This is a genomic window from Streptomyces sp. NPDC003038, from assembly GCF_040611115.1.
Lineage (GTDB): Bacteria > Actinomycetota > Actinomycetes > Streptomycetales > Streptomycetaceae > Streptomyces.
On the sequence record NZ_JBEXNN010000006.1, the window covers coordinates 172,299 to 188,973 of the forward strand.

14 protein-coding genes and 2 pseudogenes are annotated in these 16,675 nt (G+C 70.7%); 5 read left to right on the forward strand and 11 right to left on the reverse strand.

The annotated features are described in order from the left end of the window. Window positions 1–2: 2 nt before the first annotated feature. Genes ABZX75_RS10420 through ABZX75_RS10435 form a run of 4 tightly spaced genes read left to right on the forward strand, consistent with a single transcriptional unit; the run spans window position 3 to window position 3,823 of the window. Window positions 3–1,007, forward strand: coding sequence for a proline racemase family protein (locus tag ABZX75_RS10420; RefSeq protein ID WP_355409733.1), 1,005 nt, complete (start codon window positions 3–5; stop codon window positions 1,005–1,007). Continuing rightward, on the forward strand, window positions 1,004–2,059 hold the full coding sequence (locus ABZX75_RS10425; RefSeq protein ID WP_355409734.1) for a proline racemase family protein: 1,056 nt from the start codon (window positions 1,004–1,006) through the stop codon (window positions 2,057–2,059). Before ABZX75_RS10420 ends, ABZX75_RS10425 begins: the two co-directional genes overlap by 4 nt. Further along, window positions 2,056–3,051: an ornithine cyclodeaminase family protein gene (locus ABZX75_RS10430; protein WP_355409735.1), complete on the forward strand. Its 996-nt coding sequence runs from the start codon at window positions 2,056–2,058 to the stop codon at window positions 3,049–3,051. The genes ABZX75_RS10425 and ABZX75_RS10430 overlap by 4 nt, the downstream gene beginning before the upstream one ends. Window positions 3,052–3,106: 55 nt before the next feature. After that, a complete protein-coding gene (locus ABZX75_RS10435; RefSeq protein WP_355409736.1) occupies window positions 3,107–3,823 on the forward strand; it encodes a GntR family transcriptional regulator in 717 nt (238 codons plus the stop codon). Between the two features lie 30 nt (window positions 3,824–3,853). Here the strand turns inward: ABZX75_RS10435 and ABZX75_RS10440 are convergent. The 3 genes and pseudogenes from ABZX75_RS10440 to ABZX75_RS10450 form a co-directional block, all read right to left on the reverse strand. Continuing rightward, a pseudogene (locus ABZX75_RS10440) lies at window positions 3,854–4,740 on the reverse strand (prolyl oligopeptidase family serine peptidase). Next, window positions 4,701–4,859 carry a hypothetical protein gene (locus tag ABZX75_RS10445; protein WP_355409737.1) on the reverse strand — a complete coding sequence of 53 codons (159 nt, stop codon included), beginning with the start codon at window positions 4,857–4,859 and terminating at the stop codon, window positions 4,701–4,703. The pseudogene ABZX75_RS10440 and the gene ABZX75_RS10445 overlap by 40 nt, the downstream one beginning before the upstream one ends. Window positions 4,860–4,888: 29 nt before the next feature. Next, window positions 4,889–5,554 (reverse strand): DPP IV N-terminal domain-containing protein, encoded by a 666-nt coding sequence (locus ABZX75_RS10450; protein ID WP_355409738.1) that lies wholly within the window; start codon window positions 5,552–5,554, stop codon window positions 4,889–4,891. Window positions 5,555–5,736: 182 nt separating this feature from the next. On the opposite strand from ABZX75_RS10450, the pseudogene ABZX75_RS10455 reads away from it, so the two are divergent. After that, window positions 5,737–7,201, forward strand: a pseudogene (locus tag ABZX75_RS10455) (MFS transporter). Between the two features lie 84 nt (window positions 7,202–7,285). Here the strand turns inward: ABZX75_RS10455 and ABZX75_RS10460 are convergent. From ABZX75_RS10460 to ABZX75_RS10495, 8 genes are all read right to left on the reverse strand, one after another. Then, on the reverse strand, window positions 7,286–8,677 hold the full coding sequence (locus ABZX75_RS10460) for a cytochrome P450 (RefSeq protein WP_355409739.1): 1,392 nt from the start codon (window positions 8,675–8,677) through the stop codon (window positions 7,286–7,288). A gap of 178 nt (window positions 8,678–8,855) precedes the next feature. Next, complete coding sequence (locus tag ABZX75_RS10465; RefSeq protein WP_355409740.1) at window positions 8,856–9,425, reverse strand: DinB family protein; 570 nt, start codon at window positions 9,423–9,425, stop codon at window positions 8,856–8,858. Window positions 9,426–9,741: 316 nt separating this feature from the next. After that, entirely contained in the window at window positions 9,742–11,271 is a 1,530-nt protein-coding gene (locus tag ABZX75_RS10470; RefSeq protein ID WP_355409741.1) for a UDP-N-acetylglucosamine 1-carboxyvinyltransferase, read from the reverse strand. Window positions 11,272–11,868: 597 nt separating this feature from the next. Further along, on the reverse strand, window positions 11,869–12,462 hold the full coding sequence (locus ABZX75_RS10475; RefSeq protein WP_355409742.1) for a hypothetical protein: 594 nt from the start codon (window positions 12,460–12,462) through the stop codon (window positions 11,869–11,871). Further along, on the reverse strand, window positions 12,459–13,073 hold the full coding sequence (locus ABZX75_RS10480; protein WP_355409744.1) for a hypothetical protein: 615 nt from the start codon (window positions 13,071–13,073) through the stop codon (window positions 12,459–12,461). Before ABZX75_RS10480 ends, ABZX75_RS10475 begins: the two co-directional genes overlap by 4 nt. 301 nt (window positions 13,074–13,374) lie before the next feature. Next, window positions 13,375–13,992 carry a hypothetical protein gene (locus ABZX75_RS10485; protein WP_355409745.1) on the reverse strand — a complete coding sequence of 206 codons (618 nt, stop codon included), beginning with the start codon at window positions 13,990–13,992 and terminating at the stop codon, window positions 13,375–13,377. Next, on the reverse strand, window positions 13,989–15,038 hold the full coding sequence (locus ABZX75_RS10490; RefSeq protein WP_355409746.1) for an ATP-binding protein: 1,050 nt from the start codon (window positions 15,036–15,038) through the stop codon (window positions 13,989–13,991). Before ABZX75_RS10490 ends, ABZX75_RS10485 begins: the two co-directional genes overlap by 4 nt. After that, window positions 15,035–16,555 carry a Mu transposase C-terminal domain-containing protein gene (locus tag ABZX75_RS10495; protein WP_355409844.1) on the reverse strand — a complete coding sequence of 507 codons (1,521 nt, stop codon included), beginning with the start codon at window positions 16,553–16,555 and terminating at the stop codon, window positions 15,035–15,037. The genes ABZX75_RS10490 and ABZX75_RS10495 overlap by 4 nt, the downstream gene beginning before the upstream one ends. Window positions 16,556–16,675: the final 120 nt, after the last annotated feature.

A 16,675-nucleotide genomic window follows, 5' to 3' on the forward strand; every position in this document is an offset into this window, starting at 1 on the left:
CCATGCGCACGCGCCACATCTACCACGCGGTGGACTCGCACACCGAGGGCATGCCGACCCGGGTTATCACGGGGGGAGTCGGGGTGATCCCCGGCGCCACCATGGCCGAGAAGCGGCTCCACTTCATCGAGCACACGGACCACGTCCGGACCCTGCTGATGTACGAGCCGCGCGGCCACTCCGCGATGAGCGGCGCGATCCTGCAGCCTCCCACCCGGCCCGACGCCGACTACGGCGTCCTCTACATCGAGGTGTCCGGCCTGCTGCCGATGTGCGGGCACGGAACCATCGGGGTCGCCACCGTCCTGGTCGAGACGGGCATGGTCCCCGTCGTCGAGCCGGTCACCACCGTCCGGCTCGACACCCCGGCCGGGCTGGTCGGCGTCGACGTCCGGGTCGAGGACGGGGCGGCCACCGCCGTCACCCTCACCAACGTCCCCTCCTTCTGCGCCGGCCTGGACCTCAAGGCCGACGTCCCCGGTCTCGGCACGGTCACCTACGACCTCGCCTACGGCGGCAACTTCTACGCCTTCGTCGAACTCGACGCCCTCGGCCTCCCCTTCGACCGGGCCCGCAAGGACGACCTCCTCGCCGCCGGTCTCGCCGTCATGGACGCCATCAACGCCGGAGGTGACCGGCCCGTCCACCCCGAGGACCCCTCCATCGCCGGGGTCAAGCACGTCTACCTCGCCGCCCCCGGCTCCGACGCCCGCCGTTCGCGGCACGCCATGGCCATCCACCCGGGCTGGTTCGACCGCTCGCCCTGCGGTACGGGGACCAGCGCGCGCATGGCCCAGCTGCACGCCCGCGGCCTCCTCGACATCGGCGCGGACTTCGTCAACGAGTCCTTCATCGGCACCGAGTTCACCGGCCGGCTCATCGCGCGGACCACCGTGGGCGGATTCCCCGCCGTCGTCCCCACCGTGACCGGGCGGGCCTGGATCACCGGCACCGCCCAGTACTTCATCGACCCGGCCGATCCCTTCCCCGGAGGGTTCCTCCTGTGACCGCCGTGAGATCGGTGCGGACCACCGACTACCACACCGCCGGCGAGCCGTTCCGGATCGTCGACGTCGCCTCCGCGGGCATCGCCCCCGTGCCCGGGGACACCGTCGCCGAGCGCTGCGCGACCGCCATCGGCCCGGGAGGATCCGGCACGGCCCCGCGCCGGAGCGCCCTGGACGACGTACGGCGCCTCCTCGTACAGGAGCCGCGCGGGCACGCCGGGATGTACGGCGGCTTCGTCGTCCCGCCCGACGACGACGGCGCCCACTTCGGCGTGCTGTTCTGGCACCAGGACGGTTACTCCACCGCCTGCGGCCACGGCACCATGGCGCTCGGCGCATGGGCCGTGGACACCGGCCGGGTCGCCGCCCCGGACGACGGCCGGGCGCAGGTGCGCATCGACGTGCCGTCCGGACGGGTGACCGCCACCGTCCACCGGGCCGGCGGGCGCACCACCGGCGTCACCTTCCGCAACGTCCCGGCCGGGGTGAGCGCCCGCAAGGTCCCGGTCGCCACCTCACTCGGGATCGCCGAGGTCGACATCGCACACGCCGGGGCCTGTTACGCCTCCCTCGCCGCACGCGATCTCGGCCTGGACGTCTCCACCGGCGCGCTGCCCGCCCTGGTGCGGGCCGGGCAGGAGATCCGGGCGGCCCTCGCCACGCACCCGGCCGCCTGGCACCCCGGGGGACCGCTGCTGTCCGGCGTCTACGGGGTGATCCTCCACGAGGAACTGCCCGACACCCCCTTCGGGCCCCACCAGCGCAATGTCACCGTCTTCGCCGACGGGCAGATCGACCGCTCGCCCTGCGGCTCCGGCACGTCGGCGCGACTGGCGCTGCTCGCGCAGGACGGCCGGCTCGGGCCGGGCGAGGACCTGCTGCACGAGTCGGTCATCGGCACGGTGTTCACCGGCCGGGCCCTCCCCGAAGGCCCGGACGGCCTGGTCACCGAGGTCACCGGCACCGCCTACCGCACCGGCGAGCACGTCTTCCAAGCCGACCCGCACGACGCCCTCGGCGCCGGCTTCTCGATCGGACCGGGCGCGCCGTGACGGGGCCAGCGCTTCCGCAGCTCGACGCGCGGACCATGGCCGCTCTGCTCACCCCGGCCGCGGCGGCCGATGCGCTAGCCGCGGCGCTGCGCGCCGGGCTGGACCCCGAGAGCTGCCCGCAGCGCACCGCACTCGCCGTGCCCGGCGGCGAGTTGCTGCTGATGCCGGCCGCGTTCGGCTCGTACGCCGGGGTGAAGATCGCCGGGGTCGCGCCCGGGAACCCGGCCCGCGGCCTGCCCCGGATCACCGGGTCGTACCTGCTGCTGGACGGACCCACCCTGAGCCCGCTGGCCCTGCTCGACGGCGCGGCCCTGACCGCCCTGCGCACCCCGGCGGTCTCCGCCCTCGCGCTGCGTCACCTCACTCCGGCGGGGCGCCCGCTGCGGCTGGTGCTCTTCGGCTCGGGGCCGCAGGCGTACGGGCATCTGGAAGCGGCCCTGGCGGTACGGGAGTTGGCGCAGGCCGTGGTCGTCGCCCGCAACCCGGACGGCGCGGAGCGCCTCGCCGCCCATGCCCGCACCCTTGGGGTGCCGGCCCGCACGGGCACCCCCGAGGACGTGGCCGGCGCCGACCTGGTCATCTGCTGCACCACCGCCCGCGAGCCGCTCTTCGACGGGCGGCTCGTCGGCCGCGGCGCCACGGTCGTCGCCGTCGGATCCCACGAGCCGGACGCGCGGGAGACCGACACCGCCCTCGTGCGGCGGGCGGCCGTGTACGTCGAGTCGCGGGCGGCGGCGCTGCGCGAGGCGGGGGACCTGCTGATCCCGGAGGCCGAGGCCGAGGCCGAGGCAGGGGGTCCGGCCGGCGGCAGCCTGGGGACGATCGGGTCCGGTCATATCACCGGCACCCTCGCCGACCTGGTGGCGGGGCGGATGCCGGCGGGGGGAGAGCGGAGTCGTCCACAGCTCTTCAAGAGCGTGGGCATGGCCTGGGAAGATCTTGCCGTGGCGGTCGCGGTGTTCCAGGCCGCCGGGACGAGCAGCGCAACGTGACATTGTACACTGTTGCTCTGCTCGTCGTGGTGTCGGGGGTCTCGGAGGAAATGCAATGGGTGACCTGAAACAGCACAGTCTCATCAAGGCCCAGGAACGGCTCCGCGACCAGGTCGGCCATGCCCTGCGAGCAGCCCTGATAGCGGGTGAGCTGCGTCCCGGGAGCGTCTATTCCGCCCCCGGTCTCGCCGCCGAGCTCGGCGTCTCGGCCACGCCGGTGCGCGAGGCCATGCTCGATCTGGCGCGCGAGGGCCTGGTCGAGCCGGTCCGCAACAAGGGGTTCCGGATCACCGAGGTCAGTGAGCGCGACCTGGACCAGTACACCGAACTCCGCACGATGATCGAGGTGCCGACCATCGGCCGGATCACGAAGACCGCCACGGCGGAGCAGTTGGAGGCCCTGCGTCCCGTCGCGGAGGAGATCGTCACCAGCGCGCGCGAGCACAATCTCATCGCCTATCTGGAGGCGGACCGCCGCTTCCACCTCACGTTGCTGGGCCTGGCCGGCAACGACCGGCTGGTCGAGACGGTCGGCGAACTGCGCAAGCGGTCCCGGCTGTACGGGCTGACCGGCCTGGACGAGGCCGGCAAGCTCGTGTCGTCGGCCGAGGAGCACATCGAGCTGCTCGACGTGATGCTGAGCGGGGACGTGGAGGCGGCGCAGGAGTGCATGCTCCGCCATCTCGGCCATGTGCGCTCGCTCTGGGCGCAGGGCCGGGACGAGCCCGTGGGGCGCCCGCCGAGCCGCCTGGGCGGTTCCGCGCGGGGCTGAGCGGTCTTTTCGGTCCGCGTGCGGCTCGCGTCAGGCCAGTTCGCGGCGGAAGAACTCCAGCTCCATGGCCATCACCTTCTCGCGGGTCCCGCCCGGCGCCATGTGGGTGACACCGGGCAGCGCCAGCAGCTGGTGCGGGCGGCCCGCGTCCGTCAGCGCCCGGGAGAGGCGCAGGGTGTGCGAGGGGTGGACGTTGTCGTCGGCCAGGCCGTGGACGAGCAGCAGGGGCCGGGTCAGGCCCGGGGCGTCGGCGATGAGGGAGTCGCGCTCGTACACCTCCGGGTGCTCCTGGGGCAGACCGAGGTAGCGCTCGGTGTACGCCGTGTCGTAGTCCGGAAGTCGGTCGGCGCGGCCCCGGCGGCCGCCGCGTGGAAGACATCGGGGCGGCGCAGCACCGCCATCGCGGAGAGGTAGCCGCCGTAGGACCAGCCGCGGATCCCGACGCGGCCGAGGTCGAGGTCGGGGTGCCGCTCGCCGAGCGCCCGCAGCGCGGCGACCTGGTCCTCCAGGGTGACGTCCGAGAAGCCGCGGTACATGGCGTGGGTGAAGGCGGGCGAGACGTACGGGGTGCCGCGGTTGTCGATGGTCACCACGGCGAAGCCCTGGTCGGCCCACCACTGCCTGGCCTGCCAGCGGCGGGGCTCGGCGCTGACGTCCTGGTAGCAGGGACCGCCGTACCCGTCGAGCAGTACGGGCAGCCGCCGGCCGGGCACGTGGCCGCGGGGCAGCACGAGGGCGGTGGGGACACCGTGCTCGGTGACCCGCTCCAGGACCGGGGTCACCCGGTAGGGCAGCGGCTCGGCGAGGTCGGCGGGGGTGAACTCGCGGCCGTCGGCGGTGCGGACGGTGCGCCGTATCCCGTCGGCGTCGGCCGAGATCAGCAGCAGGGTCCCGGCGGAGGCGCGGACGGTGTGCACCCGTGCCCGTCGGCGAGCGCGAGCTCCCCGGTGGCCGGATCGAGCAGGAGCACCTGCTGTTCGGCGGGGTCGCGCAGCCCGGCCTCGATCAGCAGCCGGCCTTCGTGGACGCCGGCCACGCGGCGGACCTGAATCCCGTCCGCGGTGATCAGTTCACCGTGTCGGGGCGGGCGGGGTCGGCGAACCAGCGTCGCTGAAGGGCGGATTCGTCGACGCGGGCTGCCAGCAGGGTGACTCCGTCCGGGGACCACCAGTGGCCCCGGGCGCGGCCCAGCTCCTCGGCGGCGGCGAACTCGGCGACGCCCCAGCGGGCCCCGTCGGCGGGGCTGACCCGGCCGCCCGGGGCGACGTACAGGGCGTCCCCGGTGACGTAGGCGGTGCGGGAGCCGTCGGCGTTGAGGCGGGGGTCCAGTGCGGGACCGGCGGCCGGGATCTCCTCGGGCTGTCCCGCCCCCGGTCCGGCTCCGTCGCAGGAGACCCCGTAGAGCCGCCCGTAGAGCGGGAAGACGGCGCGGCGGCCGTCGCCGGAGAGGGCGTAGGAGCCGATTCCGGAGGCGACGAGGCGGATGCGCTCGCGCAGCCGTCGCTCGCCGAGGGGGAGGGTGCCGGGCTCGGGGCACAGTTCGCGCGGATCGGCGAGCCGGGTCTCGGCGCCGGTGGTGGTGTCCAGGACCCAGAGGCCGTCGAAGGGGTCGGTGGGGCCGGTGGAGCGGAGGAACCAGAGCAGTCGGCCGTCGTCCCCGAAGGTGAAGCAATGCGGGGCGCCGTGGGTGAAGCGGGCCGTGCCGACGGAGAGCCTGATGAAATCATCCACGATCGTAGGGTGACATGTGAAATGTCACCTACACTAGGCCGTTCGAGTGGTGACCCCAGAGGGCCCCGCCTAGCGTCGAAAAGGTGCACCGGAACACTCGGCCAGGCGGAAACGGGACCGACGGCAAGGTCCGAGGGAGCGGGAACGGGCTCGCGCTGTTCGTCATCGCCTCCTGCCAGCTCATGGTCGTTCTCGACATCACCATCGTGAACATCGCCCTGCCGAGCATCCAGACCGCCCTCGACTTCTCCACCGAGGACCTCTCCTGGGTCGTCAACGCCTACACGCTCACCTTCGGCGGACTGCTGCTCCTCGGCGGCCGCGCCGGTGACATCCTCGGCCGACGGCGGGTCTTCATCTTCGGCGTCCTGCTCTTCGGCCTGGCCTCCCTCCTCGGCGGATGCGCCCAGAACGCGGGACAGTTGATGGCCGCCCGCGGCCTGCAGGGCGTCGGTGGCGCCATCGCGTCCCCCACCTCGCTGGCCCTGATCACCACGACGTTCCGCGAAGGCCCCGCGCGCAACCGGGCCTTCGGCGTCTTCGCGGCGGTCTCGGCGGGAGGCGGCGCGATCGGCCTGCTGGCGGGTGCTGGCGGGCGGAGTCCTCGTCGAGTGGCTGAACTGGCGCTGGGTGCTCTTCGTCAACGTCCCGATCGCGCTGCTGATCGCGTTGGCGGCGGCCAAGGTGATCCGCGAGTCCGAACGACGTCCGGGACACTTCGACTTCACGGGCGCGCTGACGTCCACCCTGGGCATGGCCGCGCTCGTCTACGGCTTCATCCGCGCCTCCCAGGACGGCTGGCGCGACAGTCTCACGCTCGCCTCGTTCGGCGCGGCCGTGCTGCTGCTGACGTCCTTCATCCTGATCGAAAGGCGCTCGCGGCAGCCGATCACCCCGCTCCACATGCTCGCCGACCGCAACCGGGCCGGGACCTACGGCATCATGCTCTTCCTCGCCTGCGCGATGTTCGGCATGTTCTTCTTCCTGACGCTGTTCGTACAGAACGTGCTCGCGTTCAGCCCCATCCGAGCCGGCCTGGCCTTCCTCCCCATCAGCGCGATCATCGCCGTCGGCGCGGGCGTCACCTCACAACTGCTGCCGAAGTACGGCCCCAAGCCGTTCATGGTGACGGGCGCGCTGTGCACGGCGTCCGGACTGGCCTGGCTGACCCGGACCGACGTCCACTCCACCTACCTGGGCAGCATCCTGGGACCGATGCTCATCTTCGGCCTCGGCATGGGCATGCAGTTTGTGTCGCTGACCCTGATGGCGCTGTCGAACGTCGCCGACCGAGAATCGGGCGCGGCGTCCGGACTGCTCAACACGACGCAGCAGGTGGGCGGTTCGCTCGGCCTGTCGATCCTGGTGACCGTGTTCGGTACGGAAAGCCGCAACGAGGCCAAGGACCTGGTGCCGTCCTTCCTCGGCTCGGCCACCCCCGCGCAGAAGGCCTTCTTCGAGCGCACCGGGCAACTCCCCGAGCCGTGGGCGGACCAGGTCCTCACGGCCGGCGTTTCCGCGGCCTTCGTCGTGGGAGCGCTGTTCACCCTGGTCGCGGCGCTGATCGCGCTCCTCGCCATCCAGGTCCGACCCTCGGACGTCGAACGGCTCCAGGGCAACCACAAGCCGACGGCCGTCCGGGAGTAGCCGCCCGGGCTTGGCCCCAAGGGCCTGCCCCGCCGGCTGCCCGGGCCCGCCCCGTCCGCCCGGTGTGGACCGGGCGGACGGCCACTATCCGCCCACGGGCAGGACGCGGCAGCGCGCCGGGCCGTCGGCGCGCAGCGTGATGCCGGCGCTGACCGGAATGTCGGTGTCCACCGGCTCGAACGCGTACGACCGCAGGATCATCGCCAGCGCGATCACCGACTCCAGCATCGAGAAGTGCTGCCCGATGCAGGCGCGCGGTCCGCCGCCGAAGGGGAACCAGGCGTAGCGGGGGCGCTCCGCCTCCGCCTCCGGGGTGAAGCGCTCGGGATCGAAACGATCGGGATCCGGCCAGTAGCGCGGATGGCGGTGCGTCACCCACGGCGCGAGTATCACGTTGGCGCCCGCGGGGATGAGGTGTCCGCCGATCTCGGTGGCGGCGACGGCCTTGCGGCCGATGACGGGGGCGGCGGGGTAGAGCCGCATGGCCTCCTTGAGGACCTGGGTGAGATACGGGAGCCGGTCCAGGTCGGCGGCCTCGGGCGTACGGTCGCCCAGGACGCGGGAGATCTCCTCGCGGGCCCGGCTCTGCTGCTCCGGGTGACGGGCCAGCAGGTGCAGGGCGAAGGACAGCGAGGTGGCGGTCGTTTCGTGCCCGGCGAGCAGGAAGATCAGCACCTGGTCGCGCAGCTCGGAGACGTCGAACTCCCCGTCGTCCGAGCTCTTGGCGGCGGCGAGCAGCGTCAGCAGGTCCTCGCCGCCACCCTCGGGGGTGGCGGCGCCGCCGCCGCGTCGCTCGGCGATGATCCTGTCGCAGACGGCGTACAGCTCGTCCATCGCGGCGGCGGCCCGCTTGTTCGCCGGGGTGGGCCAGGTGCGCGGGAAGTTGGCGGGGGAGTAGCCGCGGCGCAGCACGTACTCCGTGATGACCGGAAAACACCGGTCCACGACATCGACGGTGGCGTCCACGTCGGTGCCGAAGAGGATCCGGGCGACCGCGCGCAGAGCGAGCCGCATCATCTCGTCGGAGACGTCGACGATGCCGCCCGGCGCCTCCCGCCAGGCGGCGAGGGTCGATTCGGTTTCGTCGGCGACTGCTCCGGCGTAGCCGTCGACCCGGCGCCGGGTGAACAGCGGCTGGACCAGCCGGCGCTGGCGCAGGTAGTCCTCGTCCTGACTGGTCAGCAGACCGTTGCCGAAGGACTCGCGGACCTCCTGGTAGAAGGGGTTGTCCTTGCGGAAGTTGGCCGATTCCGAGGCCAGGACCTGCTGGGCGCCCTCGGCGGAGAAGACGCAGTACAGCTCGGCGCGCAGACCGGGCGGGCCGGCGGTGACCCGTACGATGTCGCCGTGCTGGTGCTGGGCCCGCAAGTAGGTGCCGAGCGAGTCCGATTTCAGGTCGAAGAGCGAGCCGAGCAGCGGCACCCCCGCGAGATCGGGGATCTCCGTACCGATGCCTGTGTTCGTACCGACTGCCATGGCCGCCCCCTCGTCCGTACCGATGGCCCGATTCTGCCGGTCCCCACCGCTCCGGGCGAGAACCCACCGGACATGCGGCCGAATTCCGACGTCGCTTTGGCCTACGAGGCAGCAAGTGCCGGCACGGCAGTCCAGCGCCATCGACACGTAGGGGCGGCAGCCGCGACAGGATGCCGGACTACTGGCCCACCCTTCCGTCGATGCACTCGCGCAACAGGTCGGCGTGCCCGCAGTGACGGGCATACTCCTCGACCCTGTGCACCATCAGCTCCCGCACCACGATCCCGTCCTTCCCCAGGCGCTCGCTCAGATCGGGGTGCTCGGCCAGCGCGGCGTCGGTCGCGCCCTGCTCGCGCTCCAGATCGGAGTACGCGGCCTCGACCACGGCCTGCTCGGCGACAGCTCCGCCGAAGTCCGCGTCACGCTCCCCGTACAGCTTCGGCAGCGGCTCACCGTCGGTGATCCAGTTGCGCCAGTCCCGCTCCACCTCGGCGAGGTGCCGAAGCAGGCCGAGCAGCGACATCGTCGACGGCGGAACCGACCGACGCGCCAGTTGCTCCGCATCCAGACCCTCGCACTTCATCCGCAGGGTCAGGCGGTAGTCCGTCAGGAACTCCTGCAGCGTCGCAAGCTCGCCGTCCGGACTGGCTCCTTCGCTGTTGCGGGGGTCGTCGTCCGGGTCAGCCCACATGTCGGGGTAGACGGTCGACCGGCTCCATCGTGCGGGTTGATCACTCATGCGTTCCATGCTCGTCCGTGAGAGCCAAGGCTCGCCAGTGAGTTTCACGACGGTGATCACTTTCAGCTTCCGTTGAGGACGAGGACGAGGGCGGCGCGGCCGATGTCGCCTCCGGCCGGAAGATCAGCGGCGCCAGCGCTCGGGATCGGGGCCCTTGCAGGTGTAGACGGTGCCCTTCTTGCTGACGCCGGTCGCGCCAGGCGTCGAGCAGTATGCGCCCGTAGTGATCGTGCCGCTGCCTCCGCCACCCGTGCTCGAACCGCCCGAAGAGGACGTGCTGGGGGGCGCATTCCAAGGTTGAGAATGCTGGGCCGTGTCCAGGTTCCTAGATGTCGCGGAAGATCTCGATCTGGGCGCCCACCGAGTTGAGGCGCTCGGCCAGTTCCTCGTAGCCGCGGTTGATGACGTAGACGTTGCGCAGCACCGAGGTGCCCTCCGCCGCCATCATCGCGAGGAGGACGACCACCGCCGGGCGCAGGGCCGGCGGGCACATCATCTCCGCCGCGCGCCAGCGGGTGGGGCCCTCGACCAGGACGCGGTGGGGGTCCAGGAGCTGGAGGCGGCCGCCGAGGCGGTTGAGGTCGGTCAGGTAGATGGCCCGGTTGTCGTACACCCAGTCGTGGATCAGCGTCTGGCCCTGGGCGACCGCCGCGATGGCCGCGAAGAACGGGACGTTGTCGATGTTCAGCCCGGGGAACGGCATCGGGTGGATCTTGTCGATCGGCGCTTCGAGCTTGGACGGCCTGACCGTCAGGTCCACCAGACGGGTGCGGCCGTTGTCCGCCGTGTACTCCGCCGAGCGGTCGTGGTCGAGGCCCATCTCCTCCAGGACCGCGAGCTCGATCTCCATGAACTCGATCGGGACCCGGCGGATGGTCAGCTCCGACTCCGTGACGACCGCGGCGGCGAGCAGGCTCATCGCCTCGACCGGGTCCTCGGAGGGGGAGTAGTCCACGTCCACGTCGATGTTCGGGACACCGTGGACGGTGAGCGTGGTGGTGCCGACGCCCTCGACCTTGACGCCCAGCGCCTCCAGGAAGAAGCACAGGTCCTGGACCATGTAGTTGGAGGAGGCGTTACGGATGACCGTGACGCCGTTGTGCCGGGCGGCGGCCAGCAGCGCGTTCTCGGTGACGGTGTCCCCGCGCTCGGTCAGCACGATCGGGCGGTCGGGGGACACCCCGGCCGCGACCTGCGCGTGGTAGATGCCCTCGGTCGCGGTGATCTCCAGGCCGAAGCGGCGCAGGGCGATCATGTGCGGCTCGATGGTGCGGGTGCCGAGGTCGCAGCCGCCGGCGTACGGGAGCCGGAAGTGGTCCATCCGGTGCAGCAGGGGACCCAGGAACATGATGATGCTCCGGGTCCGGCGGGCCGCGTCGGCGTCCATGGCCTCCATGTCGAGGCGGGCCGGCGGGATCAGCTCCAGGTCCACGCCGTCGTTGATCCAGCGGGTGCGGACACCGATGGAGTTCAGAACCTCCAGCAGGCGGTAGACCTCCTCGATGCGGGCCACCCGCCTGAGCACCGTCCGGCCCTTGTTGAGGAGGGAGGCGCACAGCAGCGCGACGCACGCGTTCTTGCTCGTCTTGACATCGATGGCGCCGGAGAGCCGGCGGCCGCCGACGACCCTCAGATGCATCGGGCCGGCGTAGCCGAGAGAGACGATCTCGCTGTCGAGAGCCTCGCCGATGCGGGCGATCATCTCAAGGCTGATGTTCTGGTTGCCGCGCTCGATCCGGTTCACGGCGCTCTGGCTGGTGCCGAGTGCGTCCGCGAGTTGACTCTGTGTCCAGCCCCGGTGCTGCCGGGCGTCACGGATGAGCTTGCCGATGCGTACGAGGTAGTCGTCTGCCATAGGGGCACGGTATCTCACATATGAGATGTCGCTCGCGCCGGGTGTGGCAGACGGGTGTTACGCACCGTCAGCTCCCATGGTGGGGCCTGCGGGCGCATGGCGCACGACGGGGCGGCCGGGCGGGTGGGTGAACTGCTCCCGCTCCGGGGCGGACCGGGGCGGCGGGGCTTCGCCCCCCGGGCCGGGCGGGGGATTTGCTCCGGTGCGCGCGGCTGCTCGGACAAACCGGGCGACGCCTAACACTTCGGGCCCGAGTCGCCGCCCGGATCCTCCGTTCGACACGCTCGGCCTCGCAGGGGGTGTGGTGCCCACCACCGGGCGGGGGCCTGGCCGCTCGCCCCCGGCGGGCCCGCCCGGCCACCTCGGCGCCCCCGGGCTCTCCGGCGGGGTCCCGTGCGGCTGCGATCCGGGCGGCCGACGGGCATCCGCCGTGACGGCGCACCATGGATTCGGGACATGCCGAAGCGGCCGGGTGGCGAGTGGTCCCGGCGGGTGCGCGGGTGTCCTTTGTCATCCAAGTTAGTCGTTGAAGCCTGCCTGACCTGGGTGGACTAGGTTGGATGGCAATACGTCCGAGCCTGACATCCCGGCGTCTGCTCAGTCCTCGATATGGAGCTCCGGGCGGGTCCAGAGGGTGAGGTCGCTGCTGGTGGCGACTGCCAGGGTGCGACCCGACGGGGAAAAGCCGGCAGCGCGCAGTTCCGAGTACTCGGAGTGGAAGATGTGCCACCAGGTGCCTCCGGCCGGCCCTTTGTTTACTCCGCCGTCGGCGGAGAGGATGACGCGGTCGTGGGGCCATTCGGGGCTGACGATGTCCAGCGTCCAACCGTCCGGGGTGGTGCTGTGCAGACCGCCGCCGAAGAGGCCGGCGATGCGGACCGGCGTCCCTGCGACGGGACCGAGCCCGGGGCAGGTGAGGTCCGGGTGCCCGTCGGGGGTGCTGGTGGCGAGATCGGGGTCCCGGTCGCGTGCGATCTTCTCGCCGGTGACCGCGTCGAAGAGTCCGTGTCCGTCGCCGGATACGACCATGACGAGGTCGTGTCCGGTGTCCGGGTGTACTGCGAAGCCGATGCCGAGCAGGCCGCCGATGGGGACCCTGTGGTCCAGGACCGGTTGCCAGGGCGTCGGGGCTGACATGACGGGGGTAGCGAGGTATCGCTCCCGTAGCCGTTGCTGGTATTCCGTGATCAACTTGTCTCCTCGGTGCGGTTCGCGTCGAGGATCCCTCGCGCAGCGTCCCAAGTCGATTCGAATTCACAGGTTCGCTGGCGAGGAAGCCGCCTCACGGACCGTGGCTTGAGCGAGACTGCCGCGCCGGTCTGTCCTCGACGTCGAGCGGAGCCTGTTTGCGTAGGCGGAGTGCTTTCTGGCGGCAGGTCGTGGAACACGTCCGGCGTCGAGGTCCGCTGCCCTTGTGCTTGAGGGGAGTCGAGCAGACTGTGCAGTTCGTCGGCTGCTTCAGCCTCGGTGGAGGGGTCGAAGGGGATGATCCTTCGGGTCGTTTGCGCTGGGTGTATGCCCAGTTCCTGCAGCTTCTCGAGCACCAACGGCGAGTTGGATTGCGCTGCTGTGCTTTGGTGAGCGGGGTGCCGCATGCGGCGCATGCGGGTTTTTGCGCGGCTCCCGTCTCGCTCTGCCTGCGTGTGCGGCGAGCTGCCTGGCAGCAGGTTGGTGAACACCACATGGGCGTTGGGCCGCGTGCTGCGATGGTCATCTTCCTGCCGCACGTTTCGCAGACGGCCACCCGATCCTCCTGGTAGTTCCATCTGCGTGCGCTCTTCTGCCGACAGGCTGACGAGCACCACCGTCTCTTTTGTCCTGTTCGGGTGGCTGGGAGGGGGCGCCCGCACTCGGGGCACTGTGCGGCTTCGAGGACTTCTCGCAGGTTGGCAGGTTCGCGGCCGCTCGCGGCGGCCAAGCGCTCCCATGTGGGACGTCCCCGGTGCAAGGGAGGTTCGCAGAGGTAGGTTCGTAAATGTCTGGGCTTGAGGTGATTGGCTGCGGCGAGGCGTTCGATGAACGATTTGGGTCCCTCGCCGGCAATGGGCCGGATCTGGATGGGCAGCCTATTCAAACGGCCGGGGGCATGGGGGGCTTGCTCTCTCATGACTGCCGGCCGCGCTTCATGTGACGGCCGCGGTGAACGTAGTAGAGCAGGGACGAGTAGGACACGGAGTAATCGTGTTCGTCCATCAGCTCGGCCCAGATGGCTCTGCCGCGAACCCCTCGGGCGAGCATGTCGTCGACCAGGAGGATGACGGGGACCATGACCGGATCCTTGCGGAACTTCACATCGCGAGCGGCTGGCCGTGCTGTGTCCAGCACGAGCCGGACTGACCACCTCGGGACCTGGTAGCGCTCGGCGAGCGCGCGGATGGTCATGGTGCCGTCGCGGGCGTCATCGGAGATAAGGAAGCAGAGTTCGCCGCGGCCCGGGAACGGATCCTTGCCGGGGTATCGGGGGTTGGGCTTGACGCGGCCTCGGGGCGAGCTGGCGTCGGAGAGGGCTCGCTCCAGCGCATGAGGAGACCGGCCGGGGGCATCGGCGAGCCGGTCCAGTTGGGGCTTGCCGAACCAGAACGGCGGGCCGCAGAGGTATCCGTGCAGGTAGCTGGGCTTGAGGTGGTTGGCGCGGGCGAGGCGTCGGATGAAGGAGTCGGTTTCCTCTCCGAGCCGCGGTGCGACCTGGACGGGGAGCCGGGCCAGCCGTCCTTCGGTCATCGCGTGGCCGTCTTCTTCGGTGGCTTCCGGGTGGACTCCGCAGCGTGGTCCAGGGGAATCGCGTCGATCGCTTCCTTGGTCACTCGTTCGGTGCCGCTCAGGATCGCGTCGATCGCGGCCCCTCGGATGGCATGGGACAACGCTCCGATCATGCCGTCGGCACGGTTGTGGAGGTAGCGGTCCAGCTTGATCAGGCTTCCCGGCGGGTGATCGTGCAGCAGCAGGGTCTGCTCCAGGGTCGCGACCAATGCCTTCCACTCCTCGCCGTAGGGAAACGGCCGCGTGGGGACCAGGGTGAAGCGGCCCGAGATCTGGGCGCCCCTGGTGCCGGCCAGAAGCTCGCTGGTTTCGAGGTTGATGCCCGCGTAGACGAACGTCGCTGGGATGCGTTCGGAGAAGTACTTCAGGGTGTCGGAGACCTCGGCTCCGGTCCGTGTGACCTGCGAGATGTTGTGGATCTCGTCGACGAGGACCAGGCTGGTGCGGGTGTCCGTGCAGACGCCGACCACGGCTTCGATGATGTCGGTCATGTTCGACCTGCCTCGGACCGGCAGCCCCAGGAAGCGTGCGAACTCGGCGGCGACCATGCGGGCGGTCGCCGCAGGCGGGACGGTGATGTAGAGCACCGGGATACGGTCGGTGACGTTCGGGTGGCGGGCCCGGTCGAGGAGTTCGTGGGCGAGCCCGAGCTGGGTGATGGCGCTGGTCTTGCCTGTGCTGGGCAGCCCGGAGACCATCAGGCCGCGGCGGGCGCTGATCGCGTGCCGGTTGAGCAGGACCAGTCGTCGGCCGCAGACCACCGTCTTCTCGACGAACGAGGTGGCGACCACCAACATGCGGGCGTGATGGTCGAGCCGGTCCTCGTCATAGAGCATCCGTTCGGACGGAGACAGTTTCCCCAGATCATTGCGGGTCAGCAGGACCGGGGGCCGGCGCGGGCCGGCGGCGAACCTTCGCCATCCCTCCAGGGTGGTCAACTGCCGGTTGGCCTCGGCATCGGCCTCTCCCAGAGAGGTGTGCCGGGCGGCTGGTTCGGAAATGGTCACGGTCGCCTCCAGGGGTTGGCGAGCGGGTCGAACAGGCCCAGCGGGATGACCTTCGCCGTCTCCATGTCCGCCGGGTCTTCCTGAACGGGTCCGGGGGCGGGCGGATCGGGGGCCGCCCGGTCGGGGGTAGTGGCCCGGGTCCGTGCGGCGACGCGTCGGGACCGCTTCGACGCACGGCCTTTCCTCTGAGCCGGTCCGTCGTGTGCCCGCCGGAGCAGGGCAGCGGCGGCATCGGCGATCTGCTCCTCGGTCCCGCCCGGGACCTGATCGCGGGCGTGATCCCAGGCCATCTCGCCGAACGGGACGCCAACGCGGTGCAGATGCTTCCAGAACACCGTGATCCACCGGACCGGCTCATTGCGGCGGTCACGTACCCAGACACGGGAGACGTCGTAGGGGTCGTAGTGGATCTCCCACAGCCCCCTTTTATCCGCCACCCCGGAGTGCTGGCGGCGCAACGGGGTCAGCTCGGCGTCGTCGTAGGTTCGGTGGTTGATCCGGATGCCGTAGGAGTTGATCGCCTGCCAGCGTTCGGGCAGCAACTCGACGTAGTCCTCGCCGCTGAACGGGGCCGGAACGTAGCCGCACGACGACTCCAGCAGCATCGCGTACTTCTCGTTCGGCGTGAACGCGCGCTTCGGTGAGTCCGGGTCCCGCAGCGCGTCGTGTGGGCGGTTCTGCCAGATGACGATCCACTCGTCCAGCAGGCCCTGGAGTTCGGGCAGGGACCACAGCGGTCCGTGCTCCAGGCCGCGGCCCCGGCGGTCCACCGACCTGCCGGTGTAACCCGCGACGAACTGCGCGAACAGCGTTGCCACCGACCCCAGCGTTTTCTCGATCGCGCCCTTCTCGAAGGGCGACGCCTTGTGAGTCGGCTGGAGGCTGATGCCCAAGTAGCGGCAGGACGCGCGGAAGTTGTTCGAGATGAAGACCTTGCCGTGGTCGCAGATGATCGTGTCCGGCACGATCACGGGCCTTCCAGCCGCGTGCTCCAGCCGCTCATCCAAGGCCATCAGCCGCCGGTGCGGCAGCACCGATCTCGACATCCGAAGAGCTTCTGGCCAGCCAGGACGCATCGTCTCAGGGGTGATGCTTCTGGCCAGGAGAGCGGAGGCGTCGGCCGCCTTCGTGGTCGGCCGCAGGACCGCGGCGGCCAGTGACCTGGTCGCCAAGTCGATCATGGCGGTCAGCTCGACCTTCTCGGCAATGCCGTCGTCCAGCCGGACCAGGACATCCAGCGGTGTGGAGTCGATCTGCATCCACTCGCCCGGCGCGCAGGCTGGCACCTCCCCGAACGGCCCGGCTGGACGCGCGTTAACCGAACGGCGCGTGATCGCCGAGCCTGTCGCGTGGGTGCCGGTAGCCAGCCTGTCGAACAGCCGGTAAAGCGTGCGCTGCGAGGGAACCTCGATGTTCTCCGCGTCCTCGCGGGAGGCCAGGATCTGTGTCGCCCGCCAGACCACGAAGCCGATCGTCTTCGACGACGCCTCGGCCGTTTCGTCGATCGCCTGCTGCATAGCCTCGACCACAGCCGGGGCAGCCCGGCCGAATGACGGCATCTGCTTGGCCGACCGGCCGTCGGCCAGGCCGACGAGTCCGTCGCGCTGGTAGCGCTGGCGCCGCTGCTTGATCCCGCT

Bases quoted from the DNA above. Each gene is read 5' to 3' on its own strand.
- ABZX75_RS10420 (WP_355409733.1), top strand. From the start codon at position 3: ATGCGCACGCGCCACATCTACCACGCGGTGGACTCGCACACCGAGGGC.
- ABZX75_RS10435 (WP_355409736.1), top strand. From the start codon at position 3,107: ATGGGTGACCTGAAACAGCACAGTCTCATCAAGGCCCAGGAACGGCTC.
- ABZX75_RS10460 (WP_355409739.1), bottom strand. From the start codon at position 8,677: ATGGCAGTCGGTACGAACACAGGCATCGGTACGGAGATCCCCGATCTC.
- ABZX75_RS10465 (WP_355409740.1), bottom strand. From the start codon at position 9,425: ATGGAACGCATGAGTGATCAACCCGCACGATGGAGCCGGTCGACCGTC.
- ABZX75_RS10470 (WP_355409741.1), bottom strand. From the start codon at position 11,271: ATGGCAGACGACTACCTCGTACGCATCGGCAAGCTCATCCGTGACGCC.
- ABZX75_RS10485 (WP_355409745.1), bottom strand. From the start codon at position 13,992: ATGACCGAAGGACGGCTGGCCCGGCTCCCCGTCCAGGTCGCACCGCGG.
- ABZX75_RS10495 (WP_355409844.1), bottom strand. From the start codon at position 16,555: ATGCAGCAGGCGATCGACGAAACGGCCGAGGCGTCGTCGAAGACGATC.